At 44.2% G+C, this 20,859-nt stretch carries 21 protein-coding genes; 7 read left to right on the top strand and 14 right to left on the bottom strand.

Annotated features, from left to right (window positions below; genetic code table 11):
• Positions 1–399: 399 nt before the first annotated feature.
• Positions 400–1,206 (top strand): hypothetical protein, encoded by an 807-nt coding sequence (locus tag ACTXGJ_RS10030; RefSeq protein WP_439240464.1) that lies wholly within the window; start codon positions 400–402, stop codon positions 1,204–1,206.
• 374 nt (positions 1,207–1,580) lie between these two features.
• Positions 1,581–1,961, top strand: coding sequence for a hypothetical protein (locus ACTXGJ_RS10025; protein WP_439240466.1), 381 nt, complete (start codon positions 1,581–1,583; stop codon positions 1,959–1,961).
• A gap of 133 nt (positions 1,962–2,094) precedes the next feature.
• Here the strand turns inward: ACTXGJ_RS10025 and ACTXGJ_RS10020 are convergent, their stop codons facing one another.
• Positions 2,095–4,611 carry a Tex family protein gene (locus ACTXGJ_RS10020; protein ID WP_439240468.1) on the bottom strand — a complete coding sequence of 839 codons (2,517 nt, stop codon included), beginning with the start codon at positions 4,609–4,611 and terminating at the stop codon, positions 2,095–2,097.
• A 430-nt stretch (positions 4,612–5,041) separates the two neighbouring features.
• Between ACTXGJ_RS10020 and ompR the strand changes: the two genes are divergently transcribed.
• A complete protein-coding gene (gene ompR, locus ACTXGJ_RS10015) occupies positions 5,042–5,797 on the top strand; it encodes an osmolarity response regulator transcription factor OmpR (protein ID WP_439240470.1) in 756 nt (251 codons plus the stop codon).
• Between the two features lie 20 nt (positions 5,798–5,817).
• Positions 5,818–6,519 carry an exopolysaccharide biosynthesis protein gene (locus ACTXGJ_RS10010; protein ID WP_439257352.1) on the top strand — a complete coding sequence of 234 codons (702 nt, stop codon included), beginning with the start codon at positions 5,818–5,820 and terminating at the stop codon, positions 6,517–6,519.
• 45 nt (positions 6,520–6,564) lie between these two features.
• Here the strand turns inward: ACTXGJ_RS10010 and ACTXGJ_RS10005 are convergent, their stop codons facing one another.
• The 4 genes from ACTXGJ_RS10005 to ubiG all read right to left on the bottom strand — a co-directional run bounded on the left by ACTXGJ_RS10005 (position 6,565) and on the right by ubiG (position 9,500).
• Positions 6,565–6,831, bottom strand: a complete 267-nt coding sequence (locus tag ACTXGJ_RS10005; RefSeq protein WP_439240474.1) for a DksA/TraR family C4-type zinc finger protein — start codon at positions 6,829–6,831, stop codon at positions 6,565–6,567.
• 148 nt (positions 6,832–6,979) lie between these two features.
• The gene (locus ACTXGJ_RS10000) at positions 6,980–7,801 is read right to left on the bottom strand and encodes a YciK family oxidoreductase (protein ID WP_439240678.1); all 822 of its coding nucleotides are present in this window, start codon (positions 7,799–7,801) and stop codon (positions 6,980–6,982) included.
• Between the two features lie 77 nt (positions 7,802–7,878).
• Positions 7,879–8,589, bottom strand: a complete 711-nt coding sequence (locus ACTXGJ_RS09995; protein ID WP_439240476.1) for an HAD family hydrolase — start codon at positions 8,587–8,589, stop codon at positions 7,879–7,881.
• 89 nt (positions 8,590–8,678) lie between these two features.
• Entirely contained in the window at positions 8,679–9,500 is an 822-nt protein-coding gene (gene ubiG, locus ACTXGJ_RS09990) for a bifunctional 2-polyprenyl-6-hydroxyphenol methylase/3-demethylubiquinol 3-O-methyltransferase UbiG (RefSeq protein ID WP_439240478.1), read from the bottom strand.
• A gap of 424 nt (positions 9,501–9,924) precedes the next feature.
• Here ubiG and ACTXGJ_RS09985 point away from each other — a divergent pair, with 424 nt between their 5' ends.
• A complete protein-coding gene (locus tag ACTXGJ_RS09985; RefSeq protein WP_439240480.1) occupies positions 9,925–10,542 on the top strand; it encodes a thiol:disulfide interchange protein DsbA/DsbL in 618 nt (205 codons plus the stop codon).
• A gap of 160 nt (positions 10,543–10,702) precedes the next feature.
• Here the strand turns inward: ACTXGJ_RS09985 and ACTXGJ_RS09980 are convergent, their stop codons facing one another.
• The gene (locus tag ACTXGJ_RS09980) at positions 10,703–12,229 is read right to left on the bottom strand and encodes a DUF3360 family protein (protein ID WP_439240483.1); all 1,527 of its coding nucleotides are present in this window, start codon (positions 12,227–12,229) and stop codon (positions 10,703–10,705) included.
• 179 nt (positions 12,230–12,408) lie between these two features.
• Positions 12,409–12,747 carry an HNH endonuclease gene (locus ACTXGJ_RS09975; RefSeq protein ID WP_443565834.1) on the bottom strand — a complete coding sequence of 113 codons (339 nt, stop codon included), beginning with the start codon at positions 12,745–12,747 and terminating at the stop codon, positions 12,409–12,411.
• 214 nt (positions 12,748–12,961) lie between these two features.
• Between ACTXGJ_RS09975 and ACTXGJ_RS09970 the strand changes: the two genes are divergently transcribed.
• Positions 12,962–13,567: a DUF4442 domain-containing protein gene (locus ACTXGJ_RS09970; RefSeq protein ID WP_439240488.1), complete on the top strand. Its 606-nt coding sequence runs from the start codon at positions 12,962–12,964 to the stop codon at positions 13,565–13,567.
• Positions 13,568–13,719: 152 nt separating this feature from the next.
• Here ACTXGJ_RS09970 and rplS read toward each other — a convergent pair whose 3' ends face one another.
• The 4 genes from rplS to rpsP form a co-directional block, all read right to left on the bottom strand.
• The gene (rplS, locus tag ACTXGJ_RS09965; RefSeq protein WP_439240490.1) at positions 13,720–14,151 is read right to left on the bottom strand and encodes a 50S ribosomal protein L19; all 432 of its coding nucleotides are present in this window, start codon (positions 14,149–14,151) and stop codon (positions 13,720–13,722) included.
• A gap of 231 nt (positions 14,152–14,382) precedes the next feature.
• Positions 14,383–15,135 carry a tRNA (guanosine(37)-N1)-methyltransferase TrmD gene (gene trmD, locus ACTXGJ_RS09960; protein ID WP_439240492.1) on the bottom strand — a complete coding sequence of 251 codons (753 nt, stop codon included), beginning with the start codon at positions 15,133–15,135 and terminating at the stop codon, positions 14,383–14,385.
• Between the two features lie 20 nt (positions 15,136–15,155).
• Positions 15,156–15,686, bottom strand: a complete 531-nt coding sequence (gene rimM / locus ACTXGJ_RS09955; RefSeq protein ID WP_443565831.1) for a ribosome maturation factor RimM — start codon at positions 15,684–15,686, stop codon at positions 15,156–15,158.
• A 146-nt stretch (positions 15,687–15,832) separates the two neighbouring features.
• Entirely contained in the window at positions 15,833–16,102 is a 270-nt protein-coding gene (gene rpsP, locus ACTXGJ_RS09950; protein WP_439240496.1) for a 30S ribosomal protein S16, read from the bottom strand.
• A 240-nt stretch (positions 16,103–16,342) separates the two neighbouring features.
• Here rpsP and ACTXGJ_RS09945 point away from each other — a divergent pair, with 240 nt between their 5' ends.
• Complete coding sequence (locus ACTXGJ_RS09945) at positions 16,343–17,815, top strand: ATP-binding protein (RefSeq protein WP_443565830.1); 1,473 nt, start codon at positions 16,343–16,345, stop codon at positions 17,813–17,815.
• Positions 17,816–17,913: 98 nt separating this feature from the next.
• Here ACTXGJ_RS09945 and ACTXGJ_RS09940 read toward each other — a convergent pair whose 3' ends face one another.
• From ACTXGJ_RS09940 to ACTXGJ_RS09930, 3 genes are all read right to left on the bottom strand, one after another.
• Positions 17,914–18,093, bottom strand: a complete 180-nt coding sequence (locus ACTXGJ_RS09940; protein ID WP_439240500.1) for a hypothetical protein — start codon at positions 18,091–18,093, stop codon at positions 17,914–17,916.
• Positions 18,094–18,178: 85 nt separating this feature from the next.
• Positions 18,179–19,861 (bottom strand): ATP-binding protein, encoded by a 1,683-nt coding sequence (locus tag ACTXGJ_RS09935; protein ID WP_439240502.1) that lies wholly within the window; start codon positions 19,859–19,861, stop codon positions 18,179–18,181.
• A 173-nt stretch (positions 19,862–20,034) separates the two neighbouring features.
• A complete protein-coding gene (locus tag ACTXGJ_RS09930; protein WP_439240504.1) occupies positions 20,035–20,751 on the bottom strand; it encodes a response regulator in 717 nt (238 codons plus the stop codon).
• Between the last annotated feature and the right edge of the window lie 108 nt (positions 20,752–20,859).

The following is a 20,859-nucleotide window of genomic DNA, read 5'->3' as shown; positions in this document are numbered from 1 at the left end:
TGAATAAGTCATCGTTTATTTCATTAAATGCAATTGTTAATAGGATTGTATCGGTTTTATTTGGATTAGACTATATATACAATGTTATCAAATAATAACAACGTATCACTTGCGTAATTGACGCTGCTAATTTTTAGATATTAAACACATAATGCTACATATTGTTAGCCGAATGACACAGCGATAATTTAAGCGCTCAAGTAATATTGTTTGTGTCTAGGCGTTAATTATTGAAAAGAAGCACTTATTAGTCAGTAAAAGCTAAATACTAAGAAAGATTATCTCAGCTAGATAGTTCTAATTAATAGAGTTGTTTTAACGAAATAAAAACCGACTAACGCTTAAGAATGACCACGAACTTTGTTAAAAATTAATGATAATAATTGAGAGGGAATAATTATGAAATTCAATGTATTGACAGCAGCTCTACTCACCTCTGGCCTAGCTATGGCTGGAACTAGTGCTAACGCTGCTATGACGACGGATAGTCACGGTAACGTCGGTTATGACAGCTATGATGAATGCGTCATGGCGGTAAAAGACGGTTCTGCCAAGTTCTATACTCCTTATACTTACCAAAAGCCTATGCCACGTGCTGGTGAAGCTAGCGTGGCAAAAATGCGTTTATCAGAGGTGATGATTCCTCAGCGCGTTGTTAGCGATAATAACTTGCGTACTGGTGATTATGAAGCAGGTGCTTGTGATCTAGGTGTGGGTCAATCAAATGGTCGTTATGGCGTGTCTGGTGCATTAGTAGGCAAATACGTTCCTTTCGCTGCGGATATGCCTGTGAACGTTTATATGGATAGCAGCGGTAATCCATTACGCGTTACTATGCAGCAATGTGATAACCATTTTGGTAGTAACTTTCCAACGCCTGTCATCAGTGAGATGAAAGCTCCAGAAGCTGAAGTTGCTATCGCTGAAGCGCGTACTGTCGAGCCAGTCGTTGTGCAGACCAGACGTGTCATCCGCCCTTCTACTTATAGCGTAAAAGAAGTGATTGTTGCTCCTGCAGATCAGATTCAGCGCGTTAATACGAATACAGGCACTGCCATTGCTATTCAAGATGGTCGTCAGACAGCTATCGTAGGACAAGAAGTGGATCCTGCTATATTAAATCAAACTGAAGTCGATCAAACCTTCCCAGTTATTCGAGTTCCTGATGCAGATGTAGAAATGGATGATATGGAAGATATGAATTAATAAAGTTAATGTAGTTTTACTATATTTTCATACCCGACAATAAGAGTACAATAGTTGCACAAAGTCACTTACGAACATTAATGTGTTAGATTTTTAATCTATGCACTACTGAATTAACGGTAACTTAATTGGTATTCTGCCGCTTAGAGTTTTTGACTGATTTAGATTGGTTAATGATACTCTTTATTCGAATCGATCATGATAGTCGCTTAGCGATTATCATGATTTTATTTTATTTAGAGATAATATGTTAGATATAATAAATATATAGATTTAAAATTCTAAATAAATTCGTAATATACAAAGCCAAATACAGGTTAAGTTTAATGTCTTTTAAGCTGACACTATAAAAATGCAAACTAAGGAATCAATTGATGAAACACCGTACTCTACCTTTATCGTTAGTTATTGGCGCTGCACTTACTATCCCAAGTTTAGCAATGGCAGCACCTACTGAGACTACCCCAGTAGATATACAAGATGCTGCTACTGCAACCACTCTTGAAACTGAAGCTAGCAACGCTAATAATGAGTCAGTATTAAATCAATCTGATTCGTTTCAAATCAGCGAGACCCAAACCATATCTAGAGCAAACACTAATAATCCTAACCAACAGCCGATGACTACCGAATTAGAAGCTCCAGCAGATGCTTTGCAAGACCAAGAGTTGCAAACAACTGAAGTGACCTCTCAAGATGCTTTGTTAGATGAAGCAGAAGATCTACCGGAGGTTTCGGAAGAAGACGATCAATAAGTACATAGCTCATCAACTTTACTTACGCAATCATTGCTATATCTCATTAGTCAAAAACAATGTTGGTATCGATGATTCAACAAAAAAGGCAGCCTGATGGCTGCCTTTTTAGTGCTAGTTTATAATAATATAGTTATTTCTTTTTGGTGACGCCAGCTTCTTGTAACAGAGCTCCTAGCGTACCGATTCTGCTAGGCGTTTCCGCTTTTGGTTTTGGCGTACGATTGGGCTGATTACTCGAACCTTTGCGCTCTTTGTCAGTACGCTTACCACGCGGCGCTGAACGCTTATCTTTGGGACGATTAGGCCGATCAGTAGTGTTGGTACTCGCCTCTTTAGTCTTGATATCCGCTGCAGGCTTCACTCGGCCTTCAGACTTTTGGGCTTCGGGTTTCATGCTAAAGCCAATGCGCCCACGCGGCTCATCAATAGAGATGACACGTACTGAAACGATGTCGCCTGGTTTGACACGATTCATCGGATCAGCGACAAAATCATTAGCCATCTGCGAGATGTGCACGAGCCCATCTTGATGCACGCCCACATCTACAAAGCAGCCAAAAGCCGTTACATTCGTCACGACGCCCTCTAACTGCATACCTTCTTCTAGATCTTTGATGCTATTAACGTCATCGCGGAAGCTTGCGGTCTTAAACTCAGGACGCGGATCACGAGCGGGTTTGGCAAGCTCTTCTACTATCGCTTTAATACTAATGTTGTCATCGTTAGCAGCGATCGTACTAGTATCTAGACTATTAAGCACCCCATCATTACCGATAATCTCGTTTAAGTCTTTATTGGTGTGTTCAAGTAAGCTATTCACCATATCGTAACTCTCAGGGTGTACGCCAGTTGCATCAAGAGGATTACTCCCCCCATGTACTCGCAAAAACCCAGCGGCTTGCTCAAAGGTTTTCACGCCCAAACGTGGTACCTCTTTTAGCGCTTCACGACTAGCAAAAGCGCCGTGCTCTTTGCGATAACTGACGATCTGCTGCGCGACATTGCGATTAAGACCAGCGATGTGCGTCAGTATTGCTGGGCTTGCCGTATTGACATCAACGCCCACCGCATTGACGCTATCTTGAGTGACTTTATCCAGACTATCGGCCAACTGGTTTTGATTAACATCGTGTTGATATTGTCCCACACCAATAGCTTTTGGATCGACTTTTACGAGCTCAGATAACGGGTCTTGCAAACGACGAGCAATAGATACCGCGCCGCGTACCGAGACATCTAAGTCAGACAATTCATCACTAGCCAGCTCACTGGCAGAATAGACCGAAGCGCCAGACTCATTAACGATGACAGCCTTGGCCTTTAATGATTGGTTAGCCGATAAAATCTCTTTTATCATAGCGTCCGTTTCGCGGCTAGCGGTACCGTTACCTATAGCGACCAAATCGACGGCATAAGTGCTTAATAACTCATCGATAAGCGTTTTGGCCTCGCTCATTTTGTTATCAGGAGCAAAAGGATACACGGTAGCGACAACAGGCTTGTCAGCACTATCAAGCATTACATGGCCTTGCGCATCGATGATAGCCATTTTGACGCCATGACGAATACCAGGATCGACACCCAAGATCACTTTCGGGCCTGCTGGAGCTGACATCAATAAATGCTGCAAGTTATTAGCAAAGACATCGATAGCGTCAGCTTCTGCGGCTAAGCGCTTTTCCGTTAATAAGCGATGCTCAATATGTGGACGCCATTTATCTTTCCACAAGCTGTTCGCCGCCTCTAATAGAAACTCGCGGCGCTCGCTTGGCGCTGTCGCATCAATATTGAAATGATTGATAATTTTTTCGATAAAAGGCGTATCTTCGCCGTCAACTTTTATACCTAACACATTCTCTTGACGACCGCGTAGCATGGCAAGCAGGCGATGATTGGGCAGACGCGCTAGACTCTCACTATGATCAAAATAGTCTTTGAACTTCTCTCCGACTTCGCGTTTATCTTCACTGGCAACGCTTGTGACGATGCTAGCCGTTTTGGCAAAGCCACTACGTAAGTTATCGAGCAGGTCAAGCGCTTGCGTCCACTCATCAACGATAATGGCCTGGACACCCGCCAGCTGCTTATCGAAGTCGCTAAAATCAACTTCAATCTCATTGCCGCTATCATCAGTGACACTCGTAGGCAGCTGATACTCTGCTAGCGCCTGCGTAGGCGTAATCTCTTGCGTTAACAGAGCTTGTGCTGCGCTGTCTAAACCAGCAGCGCGGGCCTTAGCCGCCGGGGAGCGGCGACGTGGACGATACGGTAAGTAGATATCTTCAAGCTCAAGCTTCGACGCCGCATTATCAATACGGGCTTGTAGCTCGTTCGTTAGAGTGTCTTGCGCGCGCAGCAGCTCAGTGATTTTCAAGCGACGGTTGGCCATATCACGCTCATAGTTGAGCGACTTTTCTAGTGCCCTGAGCTGTGCATCGTCGAGATTTTGCGTTTTTTCTTTACGATAACGCGCAATAAAAGGAACCGTTGCGCCTTCATCAAAAAGTTTGACAAAAGCGTTGACTTGAGCCGTCTTAATGCCAAGCGCGCGAGCAAGCTTGTCGTGGATATTCGCGTGTGTGGTTGCATCTAATCCCTGCGCATTTGCTGAGACTGCCGATGACGTTAAGCTATCAGTGCTACTCATATACGTATCAATCGTTGAGAAATGGTGATTGGCATTATAGCAAAAGCTGACTGATTTATAATCCTTTTTATACTTTCGCTGTATATCCTTGTATTTTATGGATGAAATAGCATTTTTTTAGGCTAAAATGACGCAAAATCAAACAAATAAATGTTTTATTTACCCTGTTAAACAAACGCATACAGCATTTCAGTGAACAAGTGATGCAATTAGTAGCGCAATCTTATACACTGAGGTACTACTTTGATACTTTTAAAAGTAACCCTAGAAGAAAGAAAAAACAATAGGGAAAAAGATAAGGTTTTAAGGATTAAACAGCTCAGTAAAAGCGATGACACAAATTCAGAACCATTACATAATTATGAATAGATGGGTTCTCCAATCATTACCGCTATTTTTATAATAATAACCTTCACTAGAGGATATCTATATGACTGATAATAAAAGCTCCGATACTCTGACTCAGCGTATCTTAGTCGTTGACGATGATGCGCGTCTGCGCTCTTTGCTCCAGCGCTTTTTAGAAGATGATGGCTTTGTCGTACGTACCGCCCATGACGGCAGTCAAATGGATAAACTCATGCAGCGTGAACTGTTTTCTTTAGTCGTTCTCGATTTAATGCTACCAGGTGAGGATGGTATCAGTATCTGTAAGCGCTTGCGCGAAGATAACGCCGATATTCCGATCATTATGCTAACCGCAAAAGGCGGCGATGCCGATCGTATCGCTGGCCTAGATGCCGGCGCTGATGATTATCTGCCAAAGCCTTTTAACCCAAAAGAGCTGCTCGCCCGCATCAAAGCAGTATTGCGTCGGCAGAACCGTGAGTTACCTGGCGCGCCAAGCCATCAGCTAGAGGTGGTTGAGTTTGGTCCCTGGACGCTTGATTTGTCTACACGTACCCTCAAACGTGACGGCAATGTGGTAACGCTGACCACTGGTGAATTTTCAGTACTAAAAGCCTTAGTACAGCATCCTCGCGAGCCTTTGACCCGTGATAAGCTGATGAATCTTGCGCGTGGCCGCGAATGGGGCGCGATGGAGCGCTCTATCGATGTGCAAGTATCACGTCTGCGTCGCCTAATCGAAGATAATCCTTCGCAAGCTCGCTATATTCAAACCGTATGGGGCGTCGGCTATGTATTCGTTCCAGACGAGGCGGATGCTGACGTTGAAAACAGGTAAGGCGTAAACGTTTAGGAACTATGGTGACAGATCATAACGCTCCCCCTCACAAGTCTAACGTTCGTACAGACCACACTCAAGCGACTCTAGATGAGCATGAAAATGCTCATTATGACAAAGATGATGCAAAGTCGAATCCTTCTTCATCAGAACACAGTTTAACTGCCGTACTTGAGCAATTAGACCCTGATAAAGATGCTGGCAAGGTAAATATCGGCGATATCATGGATACGCTTAACTCTAAAGGCTTTGGGCCTTTAATATTTGCCCCTGCACTTATTGCCATCATGCCAACGGGAGGCATCCCTGGGGTGCCAACGGTTTGCGGTGTGATCATTATTTTGATAAGCATTCAGATGCTGTTTGGCAAAGAGCGGCCTTGGCTACCGCAATTTGTCGATAATATCTCTTTTGATGAGGACAAGCTGGATAAAGGTGTAAATATTGCATCAAAAGCCACAAAACAGATTGATAAAGTCGTTAAACCCAGACTTGAGCAGTTAACATCTAATAAAGCAAAAAAGGTGGCGGCAGCCCTTTGTATTCTTGCCGCCCTTGCTATGATTCCGCTTGAGCTCGTGCCTTTCGCGGTTATGATACCTGCGGCCTCGGTGATTTTATTTGCCATCTCTTTAATTACAGAAGATGGCTATGTATTTTTAGCCGGTTTATTGCTCAATTTGGCTACTATTTGTTTTTTGATTACGCAAGTGCTTTTATAAAAAAACCAACCGCATCGAGTTGGTTTTTTTATAGATATACGCTTATCAACGCAGTTGACTGTCCTTACTACCACGGCGATTAAATAGCTCAGAAGCCTTAGCGTCTTGTTCAAGATCGTTCTGACAGCCAATACAGTGCTGCACACCAGGTACCGCAGCTCTTCGCGCTTCTGGTATTGGCTCACCGCACTCATCACAATACTGCGCACTCTCGCCCTTTGGTAGTGCTTGGCGTACCCGGTCCAACGCATCGTTGACGGTAGCATCCATTTGTTCGTGCTCTGCTCCATCTCTTGACCATCCACCTGCCATAATCTAACTCCTCTCAATCTTATCTATATTTATCATAAAATTCTTTAATTACAGATAGATGGGGCGTATTAGCTAGGATTTCAACACATGGATCGTTAGGTATATACAAGAGGATTTGGGCAGTAAAAGCCGCGCATACTTTATTATATTATTTGGGCTGCAGGGCTATCACTTGTCCGCGCACATCGATACTCTCATCGCTCATCAAGCAAATATAACCTGGCATAATGTCTTCTGGTGTTTTGAGACTCATAGGACTCTCTCCCGGATAGGCATGTGCGCGCATATTAGTGCGAGTGCCACCTGGATTGATGCAATTAAAACGAAGGTTGGTGGTGTTTTGCGTTTCTTGAGTAAAGATATCGCTCATTCCTTCGACGGCCTGTTTGGATAAGGCATAAGCGCCCCAAAAAGCGCGTGGATAAGTGCCGACCGTGCTTGAGGTAAAGACAATAGAGCCGTTTTTGGCATCTTTCAATAGTGGCAGTAACGCTTGAGTCAGCTTAAAGGTAGCGGTGAAGTTTATCTGCATGACTTTAGCAAACATATCGACATCATACATCTCAAGCGGAGTTAATGCTCCCAAGATGCCAGCATTATTGAGAAGACCATCTAATTGACCGAACTCTTTATCAATAAGCCGCTCAAGTTTTTGCATCTCATCATAACTGGCGGTTTCTAGATCCATAGGCAAAATAGCCGGCTGCTTACCGCCTATATTTTCGATTTCATCATAAACAGTCTCAAGCTTACTAGTGGTGCGGCCTAAGAGCAGTACTGTCGCACCAAAACGTGCATAAGTTAAAGCGGCAACTCGGCCAATACCGGCCCCCGCTCCAGTCACTAGAATAACCTTGCCCTCCAAGCTGTTATCCTTTGCGACAAAATTACGGATTTGCTCATGACTTAAAGGCTGATGACTGTTTTTGGTTGTCGTATTACGCTCAGAGTTTTTCTCAGTACCGCTCATAGTATTATTCATGGTATTGCTCACTGCTATCGATGTATTTTGGACGAGATTCATTACTATTAAAAAAGCACTACCGCTTACAAGTAATCAAACTTACCAGACCTTAATAATAACTGCTTAAGCTGCATCGGCGTCTCGACAATGTGAGTTGCACCCCACTTTTTTAGGGCAGGCTGATCATCTACTGAGATATAGCCATAAGCCGCTAGAATGGTAGGCATACCAGCGGCATTTCCCGCTTCGATATCACGAATATGATCACCAACATAAAGTACGCAAGCAGAGCCGCCACGCGCTATTCCTAATTTCTCTAGTGCCAGATACATAGGCTCAGGATCAGGCTTAGTACGTGACACATCCTCAGGACAGACCAGTACCGAGCAGCGCTCCTCGAGCTGTAGTTTATTCAGTAGTAACTCTGCTAAGTGGCGTGGTTTGTTAGTGACAATACCCCAAGGTGTGCCATTCCTCTCAAGGGTTTCTAGTAGCTCGTCAAGCTCAGTAAAGACACCACTATCGACACAGATATCGGCTTCATAATCATCCAAAAACTGCTGACGATAAGTGAGTAGCTCCTCCTCAGTGACACCAGCTTGACCATTATGCTCTAGCATCAGCTTAACCATTGCTGAGGCGCCAGCAGAAACCTGCTGACGAATATCGGCATCGCTTGGCGCTTGCCAACCATTTTCTTGGCTCATCTTGCCAATGATACGCACAAAATCAGCAGCGGTATCGATCAAAGTGCCGTCTAGATCGAAAAGTACCGCCTTTACAAAATTAGTCATAGTAGCTGCCTTAATTGATAAGCATTATTATGCTTTTATAAAAAACACGTTTGCACTTACTTCTAAGCTTTATTTATTGAAAAACTTATTTATTCAGCATTGGGCTTATGCACCGCCATCATATAATTGACATCGACATTCTGTGCTAACCAATAGCGCTTGGTAATTGGATTGTAGTGCAGTCCAATAATATCTTGGCGGTTAAATCCGGCATTGAGCGCCATTTTATCTAGCTCAGCTGGGGTGATGAATTTGGCGTAATCGTGCGTACCGCGATCTAGTAGTCGCAGCACATATTCAGCACCAACGATAGCAAACAGATAGGACTTAGGATTACGGTTAATAGTCGATAACACACAAACACCGCCTGGCGCTAATAGATCGTAACAAGCCTGCACGATGGCACTCGGATCTGGGACATGCTCTAGCATTTCCATACAAGTGACTACATCGAACTGACCTGAATGCTTCGCAGCAAAATCCTCAACCGCGATATGCTGATAACGTAGCGTCTCCGCAAGACCGCTTTGCTGCGCATGGACAGTAGCCGCCTTTAGGTTTTCAGTACCCAAATCGATACCAGTGACGTCCGCACCGCGCCGTGCCATAGACTCGGATAAAATCCCGCCGCCGCAGCCGATGTCGAGTATCTTTTTACCTTGTAAGCCATCGGCTGCAGTCTTGCTAGTATCCGCGCTTTGATAACCGCGCTCCACATTTTCGGTGATCCAGTTGAGCCGCAAAGGATTGATCTCATGCAAAGTCGCAAACGCGCCTGTTTTGTCCCACCACTCGCCGGCAAGTTTGTTGAATTTATCGACTTCACTAGGATCCACATTGGTTACCGTTTGATCAGCTATATCCTCTTGAACATTGTTAGTCGTATTTTGCTGAGGTTGCGTTGCGCTCATAGAAATATCCTTTAGTACCATTATTGTCGTTGTTATTAGATCGTAGCGATTATGCTCAAAAAACTAAGAATTCATCAATGATAGCGATAAGGTCTTAGCAAGCTAATACTAAAAACACCTTATTACCAGTATCAATAGCGTTAGAAACAAAAGTTAATGTTAACATGAGAGCCGTTGTTTTACCTTAGGCACCTAGTGACTGATTGTGAACGTCTGCATTAGATAATCAGTTGTCTAATATTCGGCGTCTATTCGTTATCTGACTATAAATAATATCTACAGCATGGCAACTATTGGTTAAGAATACGGTTCACAATGACTGTGATTTTACGTTATTATAGCCGAACTGTATTTAATCTTTTCTTAACACTTTTGAATAAGTGTTTTTTAATACCCTCAAGCCTTAAGAATCAAAGGAAAAAGTATGAAACGTGTCCTCGCATTGACTGGTTTGGCCTGCGCTGTTGGTTTCGCCAGTATGGGCGTACAAGCGGCCGATTATGTCGCCGGCAAAGACTATAAAGTTCTTGATAATCCAGAAAAAATCAGCGGTGATGCTATCATTGTTCGTGAGTTTTTTTGGTACGGTTGCCCGCATTGTTACTCTTTGAACCCGCATATGGAAAAATGGGCAAAAAGCAAAGATAAGGACGTCGCTTTTTTTAAAACTCCCGCCGCTTTAAACCCGGTTTGGGAAGCTAGCGCTCGTGGGTTCTACGCCGCGCAGCTACTTGGCTATGAGAACAAAACTCATGACGCGCTGTTCGATGCGATCCACAAGGATGGTAAAAAACTATTTGATCAATCCTCACTCGCCAATTGGTATGCCTCACAAGGCGTCGACAAAAAGAAGTTCAACAGCCTTTATAACTCTTTTGCGGTAGGTACGAAAATTGGACGCTCGCAAGCAGGCGCCAAGCGTTATCAGCTATCAGGAGTACCAGCAGTCGTGGTGCAAGGCAAATACGTAGTGTCTGGTGAGAGTGCGAAAGTCCCTAAAGTAGTAGATTTCTTAGTCGACAAAGTACGTGCTGAAAAATAACAGCGCCGTTAAATAGCAACTGAGTCCAACACCCTATCGGTACATAATACTGGAAGTACGTCGGACAGAGAGTGCATAACGTTGAGAGTATAAAAAGCCAGCTTCATCAAGCTGGCTTTTTACGTTTGTGGCTCTGTTATATTAAAGCTTTAGCCCCACCCTAATGGCGGAAGTTTGGTAATAGTGCAGGAATACCGGGCAGCATACCCACAATAGCCATCACCCCAGTCAAGATCACAAAGGTCACTACCGGAATAATCCAGCGACTCATCTTAGATAAGCTAGCACTGCGCTCTTTTGAGCCAATCAGACCTAAGTTATCTAATACTAAGGTAATAGACCAACCAAAAGCTGGATTTACTAACGCTGAGGCAAAAACGACTATCGCGGCCGACTGCGTTGTTTTGCCTTCACGAGTCATCTCCATACCTGCCTCAAGTAGCGGAATAAACACCCCAACGATTAAGGCCACACACATGACTGGCTCCCAAATCGCAAGGTCCATTGGATAACCCCAAACGCCTGCAATCACACAAAATAGTCCCGTTAGTACCGCGCCGGCGGGAATAGGGCGCTTAGCAATCGCGGCGGGCACAATATAAGTGCCCCAAGAGGAAGCAAAATTAGAGCCACCAAGCACGGAGCCTGCTACCTGACGGACCGAGGCGCTAATCATAGTATCATCGATATCCATGCGCACGCGCTCAGTGCGTTTAGGGTAGCTTATCTTTTGGAATACTTGATGTCCCAAAAAATCCGGCGACCACATCGCCACTGCTAAGACCGCAAATGGCAGTACCACGATGAAACTCTCAATCGTTGGTAGTCCTAACATCCAGCCGGTGTTTTCACCCCACCAATACATTGGGCTCATATTTGGTAAGCCGGGCGTGGTTTTAAACGCAAACGGTGCGCCCATAGCAAAGGCCACTCCGCCCCCTAATAAGCAGCTTAGCGGCACCGCAAGCCAACGTTTCTGATAGTTTTCTAGCACCGCATATAGCACAATAGTGAGTAAAATCACCACAAAGGCAATATGCGCCATACCGATGCCTTCTGCCCAAGCAAAGAGGTTTTTGACTTGCGAGGTAGTACCAATAAAGCCGAGATAGAGCAGCAGACCGCCACAAACCCCCTTACTGGTTAGATTGGCCAATAAGCTCCCGCCTTTGCTGATCGCTAGCAGCAGACCAAAAGCACCAATGAGTAAGCCAAAAGCCATAGGATGGCCACCAGCTGCGACCACAATTGGGATAAGAGGAATTAGCGGGCCATGAGTACCAGCAAGGTTAGCAGTGGGGAGTAAAAAACCTGAGAATAAAATGACAAAAAACGCAACAATGAGCAGCTCATAACGCACGTTTTCTAAAACAAATGCCTCCCCTAAACCAAGAGGACCTGCAAAAGTAGCAGCGATAGCGCCGACCATGACCACTTTACCGATAGTGGCTGCCATCGCAGGGATGGTATCTTCAAATTCGAAGCGATAATCTCTAAAGGGTAAGTTTGGTCGCCAGCGCTTAGGCTGCATGATCTGTAATTCATGGTTGAGATAAGCGTCGCGACTTTCAAAACTAGCGTAGGGTTGATGTAATTCTTCATAGCTACCTTGCAAATTATCGTTTTCTTGGGCAAGGTTGGGATTAGCTTCTGCGGTTTTCGATGCGGGGATTTGAGGATTACTCATCACATCTCCTTATGTTGACTGAGAACTTAGATAATCCTTTATTCGCTTCAATTACCGATAGTTAGGACTGCTGTCTAGACCTATTCTTAAAGGTTAAACTACCGCGAACAAAGGGGTGGCCATTGTAGGTCATCAGTATCCATAATGCGAGTGTTGTTTTTCTAGAACGATTTGTAGCTTTAATTTCTCACCCTTATTTTCAGCCTCGTTGGCCGCTTTTTTACCCAATTTACAAATTTTTCGACTTCGCTATGCTTTTGTAAGCGCGCTACCGTGTGATAGTAATTTGCCAACTCATGATTAGCAAAAATGTTATGGATTTGGCTGTGGCAAGGACGACAGAGCATAGCAATATCATCGCTCATCTCCGTACGGCTAAAACGGCGCTGCGTACGGGCTTTATTATGGCGTGAGCGCGGAATAAGATGATGTCGGGTTAAGGGCAGATTCGTACGTCCACAGAGCTCGCAGCTCTCCTCTAACGCTGCCTCCTTGTGCTCACTATTCATCTTTGACATAGATAGTCTCCTTTTGTCCTTCTCTCGCTTTATTTTCTATTATAGAATAAAATTTGAGCATTCTAAGTGTACACTTGTACGTTAGACATGCTAACGAATGATAAGTAACGGATGCTTTTCATTATGCAAACCTCTACTTGCGAGAGCTTATTTACTCACAGCTGATTGTAACTAATTGATATTATTATAAATATTAGGGATTGAAGGATAAAAAATGAAGCTATTTCCAAAAAAATTCGAGATACTCAATCGTAAAGCCAAGCAATACATTATGCCGATACTGACGCCGCATCTATTAAAACTACGTATCAATACCTATGCGCCTTATGTGGGTGCCGGTATCAAGCTTGAGTACTTAGATACCGATCAAGGGTTATGCGTCGTCAGTATGGATCTGACGGCTTTGAATAGGAATATCGTTGGCACGCAGTTTGGCGGTAGTTTGTACGCCATGACCGACCCTTTTTATATGCTGCTATTGATGCAGCAATTGGGTAGCAACTATGTGGTGTGGGATAAAAGCTCGCACATTGAATTTGTCGCCCCAGGAACTAGTAAAGTAACTGCGCGGATAAAGGTATCGAGCAGTGAAGCGACGACTATTCGTAAATTAGCTGAGAGCGGCGAGCCGGTATTTCGCGACTATCGCACTGAAATCGTCGATAACAATCAAAAAATCATCGCTATCGTGACCAAGACCGTCTATATTCGTCTGCGTAAGCACAGTAAGTCTAAGAGTCAAGCCAGTCGTCTAGATTTACCTGATAAGCCAAGCGACCAAGCAGCTGATAAAGCAAGCGGCAAACCAGACACTAAATAAAGTTAGTAAGTTTTTGCCTTATAAATACAAAAACCCCAATCTAGCTTATGCATAGATTGGGGTTTTGTCTTTTTTGGTACGCCTACTTATTTATATAATAAACCTATGAATAAGGGCTGGTAACGAAGCTCAAACTGAACTTCGTTACGAATTTAGATACCAGGTGCGGTATCCACAGCGTCAGGTACGCCGGCGTCAGTTTTCTTCTGAGCGCCTTGTTTTGCTGGACGTGCGCCAAGCTTCTCACGGATACGTGCTGATTTACCAGAACGCTCACGTAAGTAGTATAGTTTCGCGCGACGAACGGCACCGCGACGTTTCACTTCGATGCTGTCGATAATAGGAGAGTGCAATTGGAAAGCACGCTCAACACCAACGCCACTTGAGATTTTACGAACCGTAAAGGCTGAATTCAGACCACGGTTACGCTTAGCGATGACGACGCCTTCAAAGGCCTGTAGACGCTCACGCTCGCCTTCACGTACCTTTACTTGTACGACAACGGTATCACCAGCGCTAAAGTCTGGGCGTTCTACTAGTTGAGCATTTTCAACGCTTTGAACTAATGGATGTTTGTTGCTCATGAGAGTTATCTCCTCACATTAGATAATAGAGGCTAAGCGCATATCACCTGTTTGTAATAATTAATTGTCTCTGCCTACTCTTTTAATCAATAGTAGGTAGATACAAGGTAAATGGGGTTGGTTAAACGGCCATTACACTATAGCCGGTTAATTATTGCGCAAAATTCTTTTTTAACGGTTTAGCTATACTTATACTGACTATATTAGTTAGCGTCTAGATATTTAGACAGGCTACTTTGACTGCTCTTTTAGCCAACGTGCTTGTTCAGTAGTTGGACTAAAAGCTTGCCATAAGTCCGGACGCCTGGTCTGAGTACGCTGTACTTGCTGATGAAAGCGCCACTTAGCAATATTGGCATGATGGCCTGAAAGCAGTACTTCCGGAACCGCCATACCCGCAAACTCATGCGGCTTAGTGTAGTGAGGACAATCGAGCAAGCCATCGACGAACGAGTCTTGCATCGCGGATTTATCATCACCCATAATGTCAGGTAGACGACGTATCACACTATCCATCAACACCATAGCTGGGAGCTCACCGCCGGTTAAGACGTAATCACCAAGCGATACTTCCGCATCGACGTATTGTGCTAATAAGCGCTCATCAATGCCTTCATAACGACCACATAATAAAATCATGCCGTCATAATCAGCCATTTCAAGCACGCTATCTTCACTGAGCGTCTGCCCTTGTGGTGACAAGTAGATCACCGGACAGTGTTTGCTATCAGTACGGCAACCTTGCAGACCAGCTCGCTCTTTCGCATCGTCAATCGCTTGCGACAATGGCTGAGCCATCATCACCATACCAGGACCACCACCATAAGGACGTTCATCAATACGGCGATAATTGTCCGTGGTATAGTCGCGTGGATTGATGCAGTCAATCAGAACTTGCTGCTGAGTCACAGCGCGGCCAGTGATACCAAAATCACGAATCGCGGCAAACATCTCAGGAAAGATACTTATAACGGCAAAATACATCAGCAATCACTAATCACTGGTCAATAGTCACTAGGCCAAGCCGCTATAACGGTTTTAGCCGTTATATCGACTTTAAGCACTGTTTGCTTATGCCAAGGTATGAGACGCTCTTCATTATCTAAGCTGTCTGAGGTAGCCGCTACCCGCATAATGTCATGGGCACCAGTTTCAAACATCTCAGTAATATCGCCTAAATACTCATCTTGCTCATTAAATACTCGTACCCCGATCAGATCGGACCAATAGTACTCATCTTCACCAGTCTCAGGCAAGACATCTTGCTCCACCCAAAGGGTTACCCCATTCATGGTTTCTGCAACATTGCGATCAGGAACTTGCTCAAACTGCGCAACAATGCCCGATCCTTGCTCTCGCCAAGCTTTGACAGTCAAAGGCTTCATTCCCATAGCTGTCTTCATATACCAAGGCTGCATAGCAAATATAGCGGTTCGATCATCGGTATCGCTAAAAACCCAAAGCCAACCTTTTATACCGTAAGGCTTTTTGAGCTGACCTATTTTCATAAGGTTATTAGCAGGTGCTGATGACATAACGACTCTAAATGTTATAAATACAGTGTAGGATAAAGAAGATAACGATATGCTATGGAACGCTAGATTTTTAAGTCAGTATTTTTAGTTTTTAAATTCAGACCTTAAAATAGCTCGTAAGCTATCTATAGATCATCACTTAAAACTTAAGCCGTCGCTTCGCTTTCAGCAGCAGTCTTATTGTAAGACTTCGCTAATGAAGCAACGCGATCTGAAGGCTGTGCGCCTTTTGCGACCCACGCATTGTATGCTTCCATGTTTAAGCGAACCGCTTCTTCTGACTCTTTAGCCAATGGGTTAAAAAAGCCAATGTTTTCGATGTAACGGCCATCACGCGCGCGGCGTTGATCAGCAACTACAACTTGATAAAATGGGCGTTTTTTGGCACCGCCCCGTGCTAAACGAATAACAACCATCTGATTTCTCTCTTTCGCAGGTATACCAAAAAGGGCACAATTATATCATAGTCTATTATTTTTGAAAACATAATCTGTGTTTATTTAGTTGTTTGATAACAATCACTTAGCTGAGCTGTTTTTGCTGAGCATTTAACGCAAGCCATAGCGCATTTTATGCGATTGCACTATACTCATCTCAGAACGTCTTTATCTTATTTCTAACTATTTTTTGTACCTCTTTTGGAGCAATCGTCTGCTATGAGTACCGCGAATATCCCGACACGTCGCTCTAGTAGTTGGTCGAACAGCTGGCTGACCACTTTTATGATTACCTTTATGGTCATTATCAGCGTCAGTTTATCTATTTGGTTTTTTTGGCGTAGTCTTTATTTACCTGAGCTAAAAACCCATGCCCGCTATTTGACCAGTGAGCTACAATTGATGAATAGTGCCAAACAAGATTGGCGAGATAACCCTGAGGTTCAACGCTGGATCTATGAGCACTCACATGTGGTGACGATAGACAATCCTAGCGACTTTCCGCAAGTTGAGAAAAAAGTCTTTGTCGGCTTTTTTACCAATGTATTACAACGTGAAATCAGTGCGCAGTTAGGCCGCCCGGTAGAGGTTTATTTTAAGTTTAAGCCAACCCCGCAGTTATGGGTGCAAGATAGCCGGGATACGAGTTTTTGGATACGTGAGCCTGTTATCTACTACTCCCAGTACAGTCCGACCCTGTTAGGTTTTTTTCTACTCGGTATTCCTATTCTCACACTGCTAACCATTATCCTGATAGCACGACAGTTGAACCGGCCGCTGCGGCACTTACAACGAGCCGCGACTAACTATATTCGTCGTGGTCATGCCACTACCCTTCCGACTCAAGCAGGACCTACTGAGATTCGACAAGTCAATTTGGCTTTTAACCGGCTTTTTACCACCCTTAATCAAGCACAAAAGGAGCGCACGATTATGCTTGCGGGTATCTCGCACGATTTGCGAACGCCGCTGACACGCATGCGCCTCACCGCTGAGATGTTACCGGATGATTTTTTTCGGGAAGGCTTGATTTATGATGTTGAAGATATGGATGCGATTTTGGAGCAGTTTATCTCCTTTATGAAAGATGGCTCTGACGAGCCGGTGCGCTTGACTGATTTAGATACGATATTTAATGAGGTTATAGTACAGTTTGCACCAATGGAATTCGTTTACGAAGACCAACTTGATAAGCAAGTACCGGTAAGACCCTTATCTATCAAGCGTATGGTTATCAATCTAGTCAATAACGCCAATCGTTACGGAAAGACGCCTATTTATTTGTCAGCGACGGTCGTACCAACTTTCAAAGAAACGCTAGTCACAAGTGAAAGCGATGTGGTTAGCGAGAGCGAGGTCATGGGTGAGGCGCAGGAGCAGCTTGTCATTTGTGTTCGTGACTGCGGTGATGGCGTGGCAGAAGATCAATTAGAGCGTATTATGCAGCCGTTTGAGCGCGGCGAAACTGCTCGTACCACTCAAGGTAGTGGTCTAGGTCTGGCTATTGTGAACCGTATTGCTAGATTGCATCACGGTACGGTAGAGGCGATTAATCACCCCGAAGGCGGCTTACAAGTCTGTATCAAAATACCGCTGATATCTAAAGTGGATCAAGCAGCAGCTACAGATAAAGAAACTGTCGATAAAGAGGTTAGCTACAAAGAGACCGAGGATACAACCGAAAATAGCTAAGTGCTATTATTTAAATGCTATCGGCGACACTCTTAAGGTGGTAAAGAGTTAAGATACGGTGAAAATAAAAGATTGCTGATTAACAGGTAACCCAAGAGTTAATTTGTAGTGCCAATAGGCGGCGGTATATGCTCTGAGCTGTTGATAAAGTCTATAGGCTGCACTAGCTCATCTTGCGCTTGTTGTAAGCTTTGCGTAGTACTGGGCTGTTGAAAAAACAAATAGCTGATCAGTACAGCCGCATTGAGTATTATCAAGCCACCAAACAAATAAGGCATCCTCGCTCTCCTCTATTGTCATCCTATTGATAAAGCGCAGCTATAATATTTAGCAAACATCCTGTCATAGGCTAATTGTTTAAGCTCAACTCTCAAAGCTGCGCTCGCTCTTTTCTTGCGTGATTTGGTCAGCGGCAATGGTCTGGGTTAAGGGTTTGATAGGCCAAGTCATGATAAAACGGGCACCGCCAAGCTCTGGACTCTCATCAACGCTCATATTGCCATTGAACCAAAAAGCAATTCGCGAAACAATAGACAACCCCAACCCATAACCACCTGAAGCGCGGGTACGGCTGTCATCTAAGCGTGCAAAAGGAATAAAGACTTTTTCGCGATCTTCCTCTGGAATACCCTGCCCATCGTCTTCGACACTGACATATGCATTGCCTTTTTTCACCCAAGCACTAATAATGATCGTACCTTCGGCATAACGCAGCGCATTACCCGCAAGGTTTTGAATCACTCGGTGCAAGTAGCGCCGATCGGCGACGGCGGTCACTTTACTATTCGGTGGATTACCAACGATTTTGATATCCTTGCCTAGAGCGTTAGTCTCACGGACGATTTGCTCAACTAACTCCTTTAAATTGACCGACTCTAAGTCGAGCTTAGGCGACCCTTCCTCTAATTTAGCATAGGTTAAGATCTCATCAATTAGACCATTCAAAGATTCGATATCTTCGTCGATATAATCCCGCTGCATAAAGCGCGAGTCTTCATCGTCGGTATCGGCTAGCATATCGACCGCAAAGCGAATACGGGCAACCGGTGTTCGTAGTTCGTGCGATACCGCGCGTGTCAGCTCGCGCTGCGACTCAATCAAGCGCTTGATATGGGAGGTCATCGCATTGAAGGTAGCGGATAAGCGCGCAATCTCATCTTGACCAATAACTTGTACCTGAATATCAAGATTGCCATCGCTAACTTCATTAACCCCAACTTGTATCAGCTGTAATTTGCGCTCAAGTGGGAAAATGAGCGCATAGACGCCTAAGCTGATTAGAAACATACTAATCAATACCATACTGATAATCAAATTCAGTGGAAACCAGTTAAATAAAGGTATCGGCCCCATAAGAACGGCCATATCATTGATCTCAGAGGGAATAACAATCTTGATAGAAGAGTTGCCTTGGCTACTATTGCTATCTTGCAACAAAATAACCACTTCATCACGGCGCAAGCGTGCCAATTGGTCATCATCTAGATTAAAAGTATCTATAGTGTCTAAAGACAACGGATAAGAGAATTTGTTTTCGAGCTCTGTCAAGCGTGCACGCTTCTCAGGAAGCGTAGCGTAATAAGAGAGATCATCTAACAAAAACACCGCCATAGCGCGTACTTGCTGTTCAGTGACCTGCGAGACTCTTACTGTCAACACTTTATCATTGGGTAAACGGTGATAAACATCGGCATAAGCCGGCTGACTCACATAGCGAACTACCGTCTCACCATTTTCGAAACGACGCCGTTCACTGGCGCTGAAATCTATATTTTCTAGCGCTACTATACGAAAGGTCGAACCAAATAAACTACTGGCATCAGATAGCCAATATTCGCGCTGGGTTTCCGTCTCTTGATGCGCAAGACCCTCGCTCACCAAATAAAAAGCGCCAGTCGCCATATTCTCGCGATAGGTTTGCATACGCTCTTGATTGATAGTATCCATCAATAACTGCGCAAAAAGAGCAACACACAAGCAGACTATCAATAGCCCAGCGTATATTCGAACAAAGATACTGTGTTTCAAGGATGAGACTAATGACATAATTGCCGTAACCAAAGCATGGGATGAGTTATGAGTAACACTTACTGCTGCTATTCTATAGCAACGCTCATAAATATGTTAGAGTTTGCTGCATTAAAACCTGAATTAAGAGCTTTGGCTAAAAAATAAAAAACCAGCATAGCGCTGGCTTTTTATAGACTCTCAACAAAGGCTTAGTTGCCTTCTTTGACGAACAGATAGCCTTTACTGCGGACCGTCTTGATACGTTTTGGATTTTCTGGATCATCACCAATCTTCGGACGAATACGTGAGATACGCACATCGATAGAGCGATCTTGACCATCATACTCAATACCGCGCAGACGCTCGAAAATATCCTCACGTGATAAGATGCGGCCAGCATTAGAAGCTAATAACCACAATAAATCATATTCAGCACTCGTAAAGTCGACCAACTCATCGCCTAAATTGACTGAACGACCGCCATTATCGATGACGAGCTCGCCAAACTCAAGACGCTGCGGCACATCTTCTGATGGTGCGTTTTCTGAGCGGCGTAGTAGCGCACGAATACGTGCAAGCAGTACGCGCGGCTGAGCGGGCTTAGCAACATAATCATCCGCACCCATCTCAAGACCTAATACTTGATCCATATCTTCAGTACGAGCGGTCAACATCAAAATTGGGTTTTGATAATGCGGGCGTACTTCACGGCAGACGGTCAAACCATCGCTACCTGGTAGCATGACATCAAGTACTACCATATCAGGCTGTTCATTAACGATACGACGAATAGCACGGTTGCCGTCTGTCTCAATTGCGACTTCTAAGCCATTTTTAACCAGATAATCTTGGGTTAACATAGCCAGACGCTCGTCATCCTCTACAATCAAAATTCGCGGGGTGTTGTCGTCTTCAGGTGTTGTCATCGTTATATCCTCTAATACATCTCAATTAAAAACAGAAAATTTGCAGCGGGAAATAAGTATCAAGGCAGCAATAGTCTTAAAAATGCTACTGCTTATCCTCAATATCTT

The organism is Psychrobacter sp. 1Y11 (assembly GCF_052259045.1).
GTDB lineage: Bacteria > Pseudomonadota > Gammaproteobacteria > Pseudomonadales > Moraxellaceae > Psychrobacter.
Note: the sequence above shows the minus strand (reverse complement) of the source record. Positions and strands in the feature narration are given on the sequence as shown.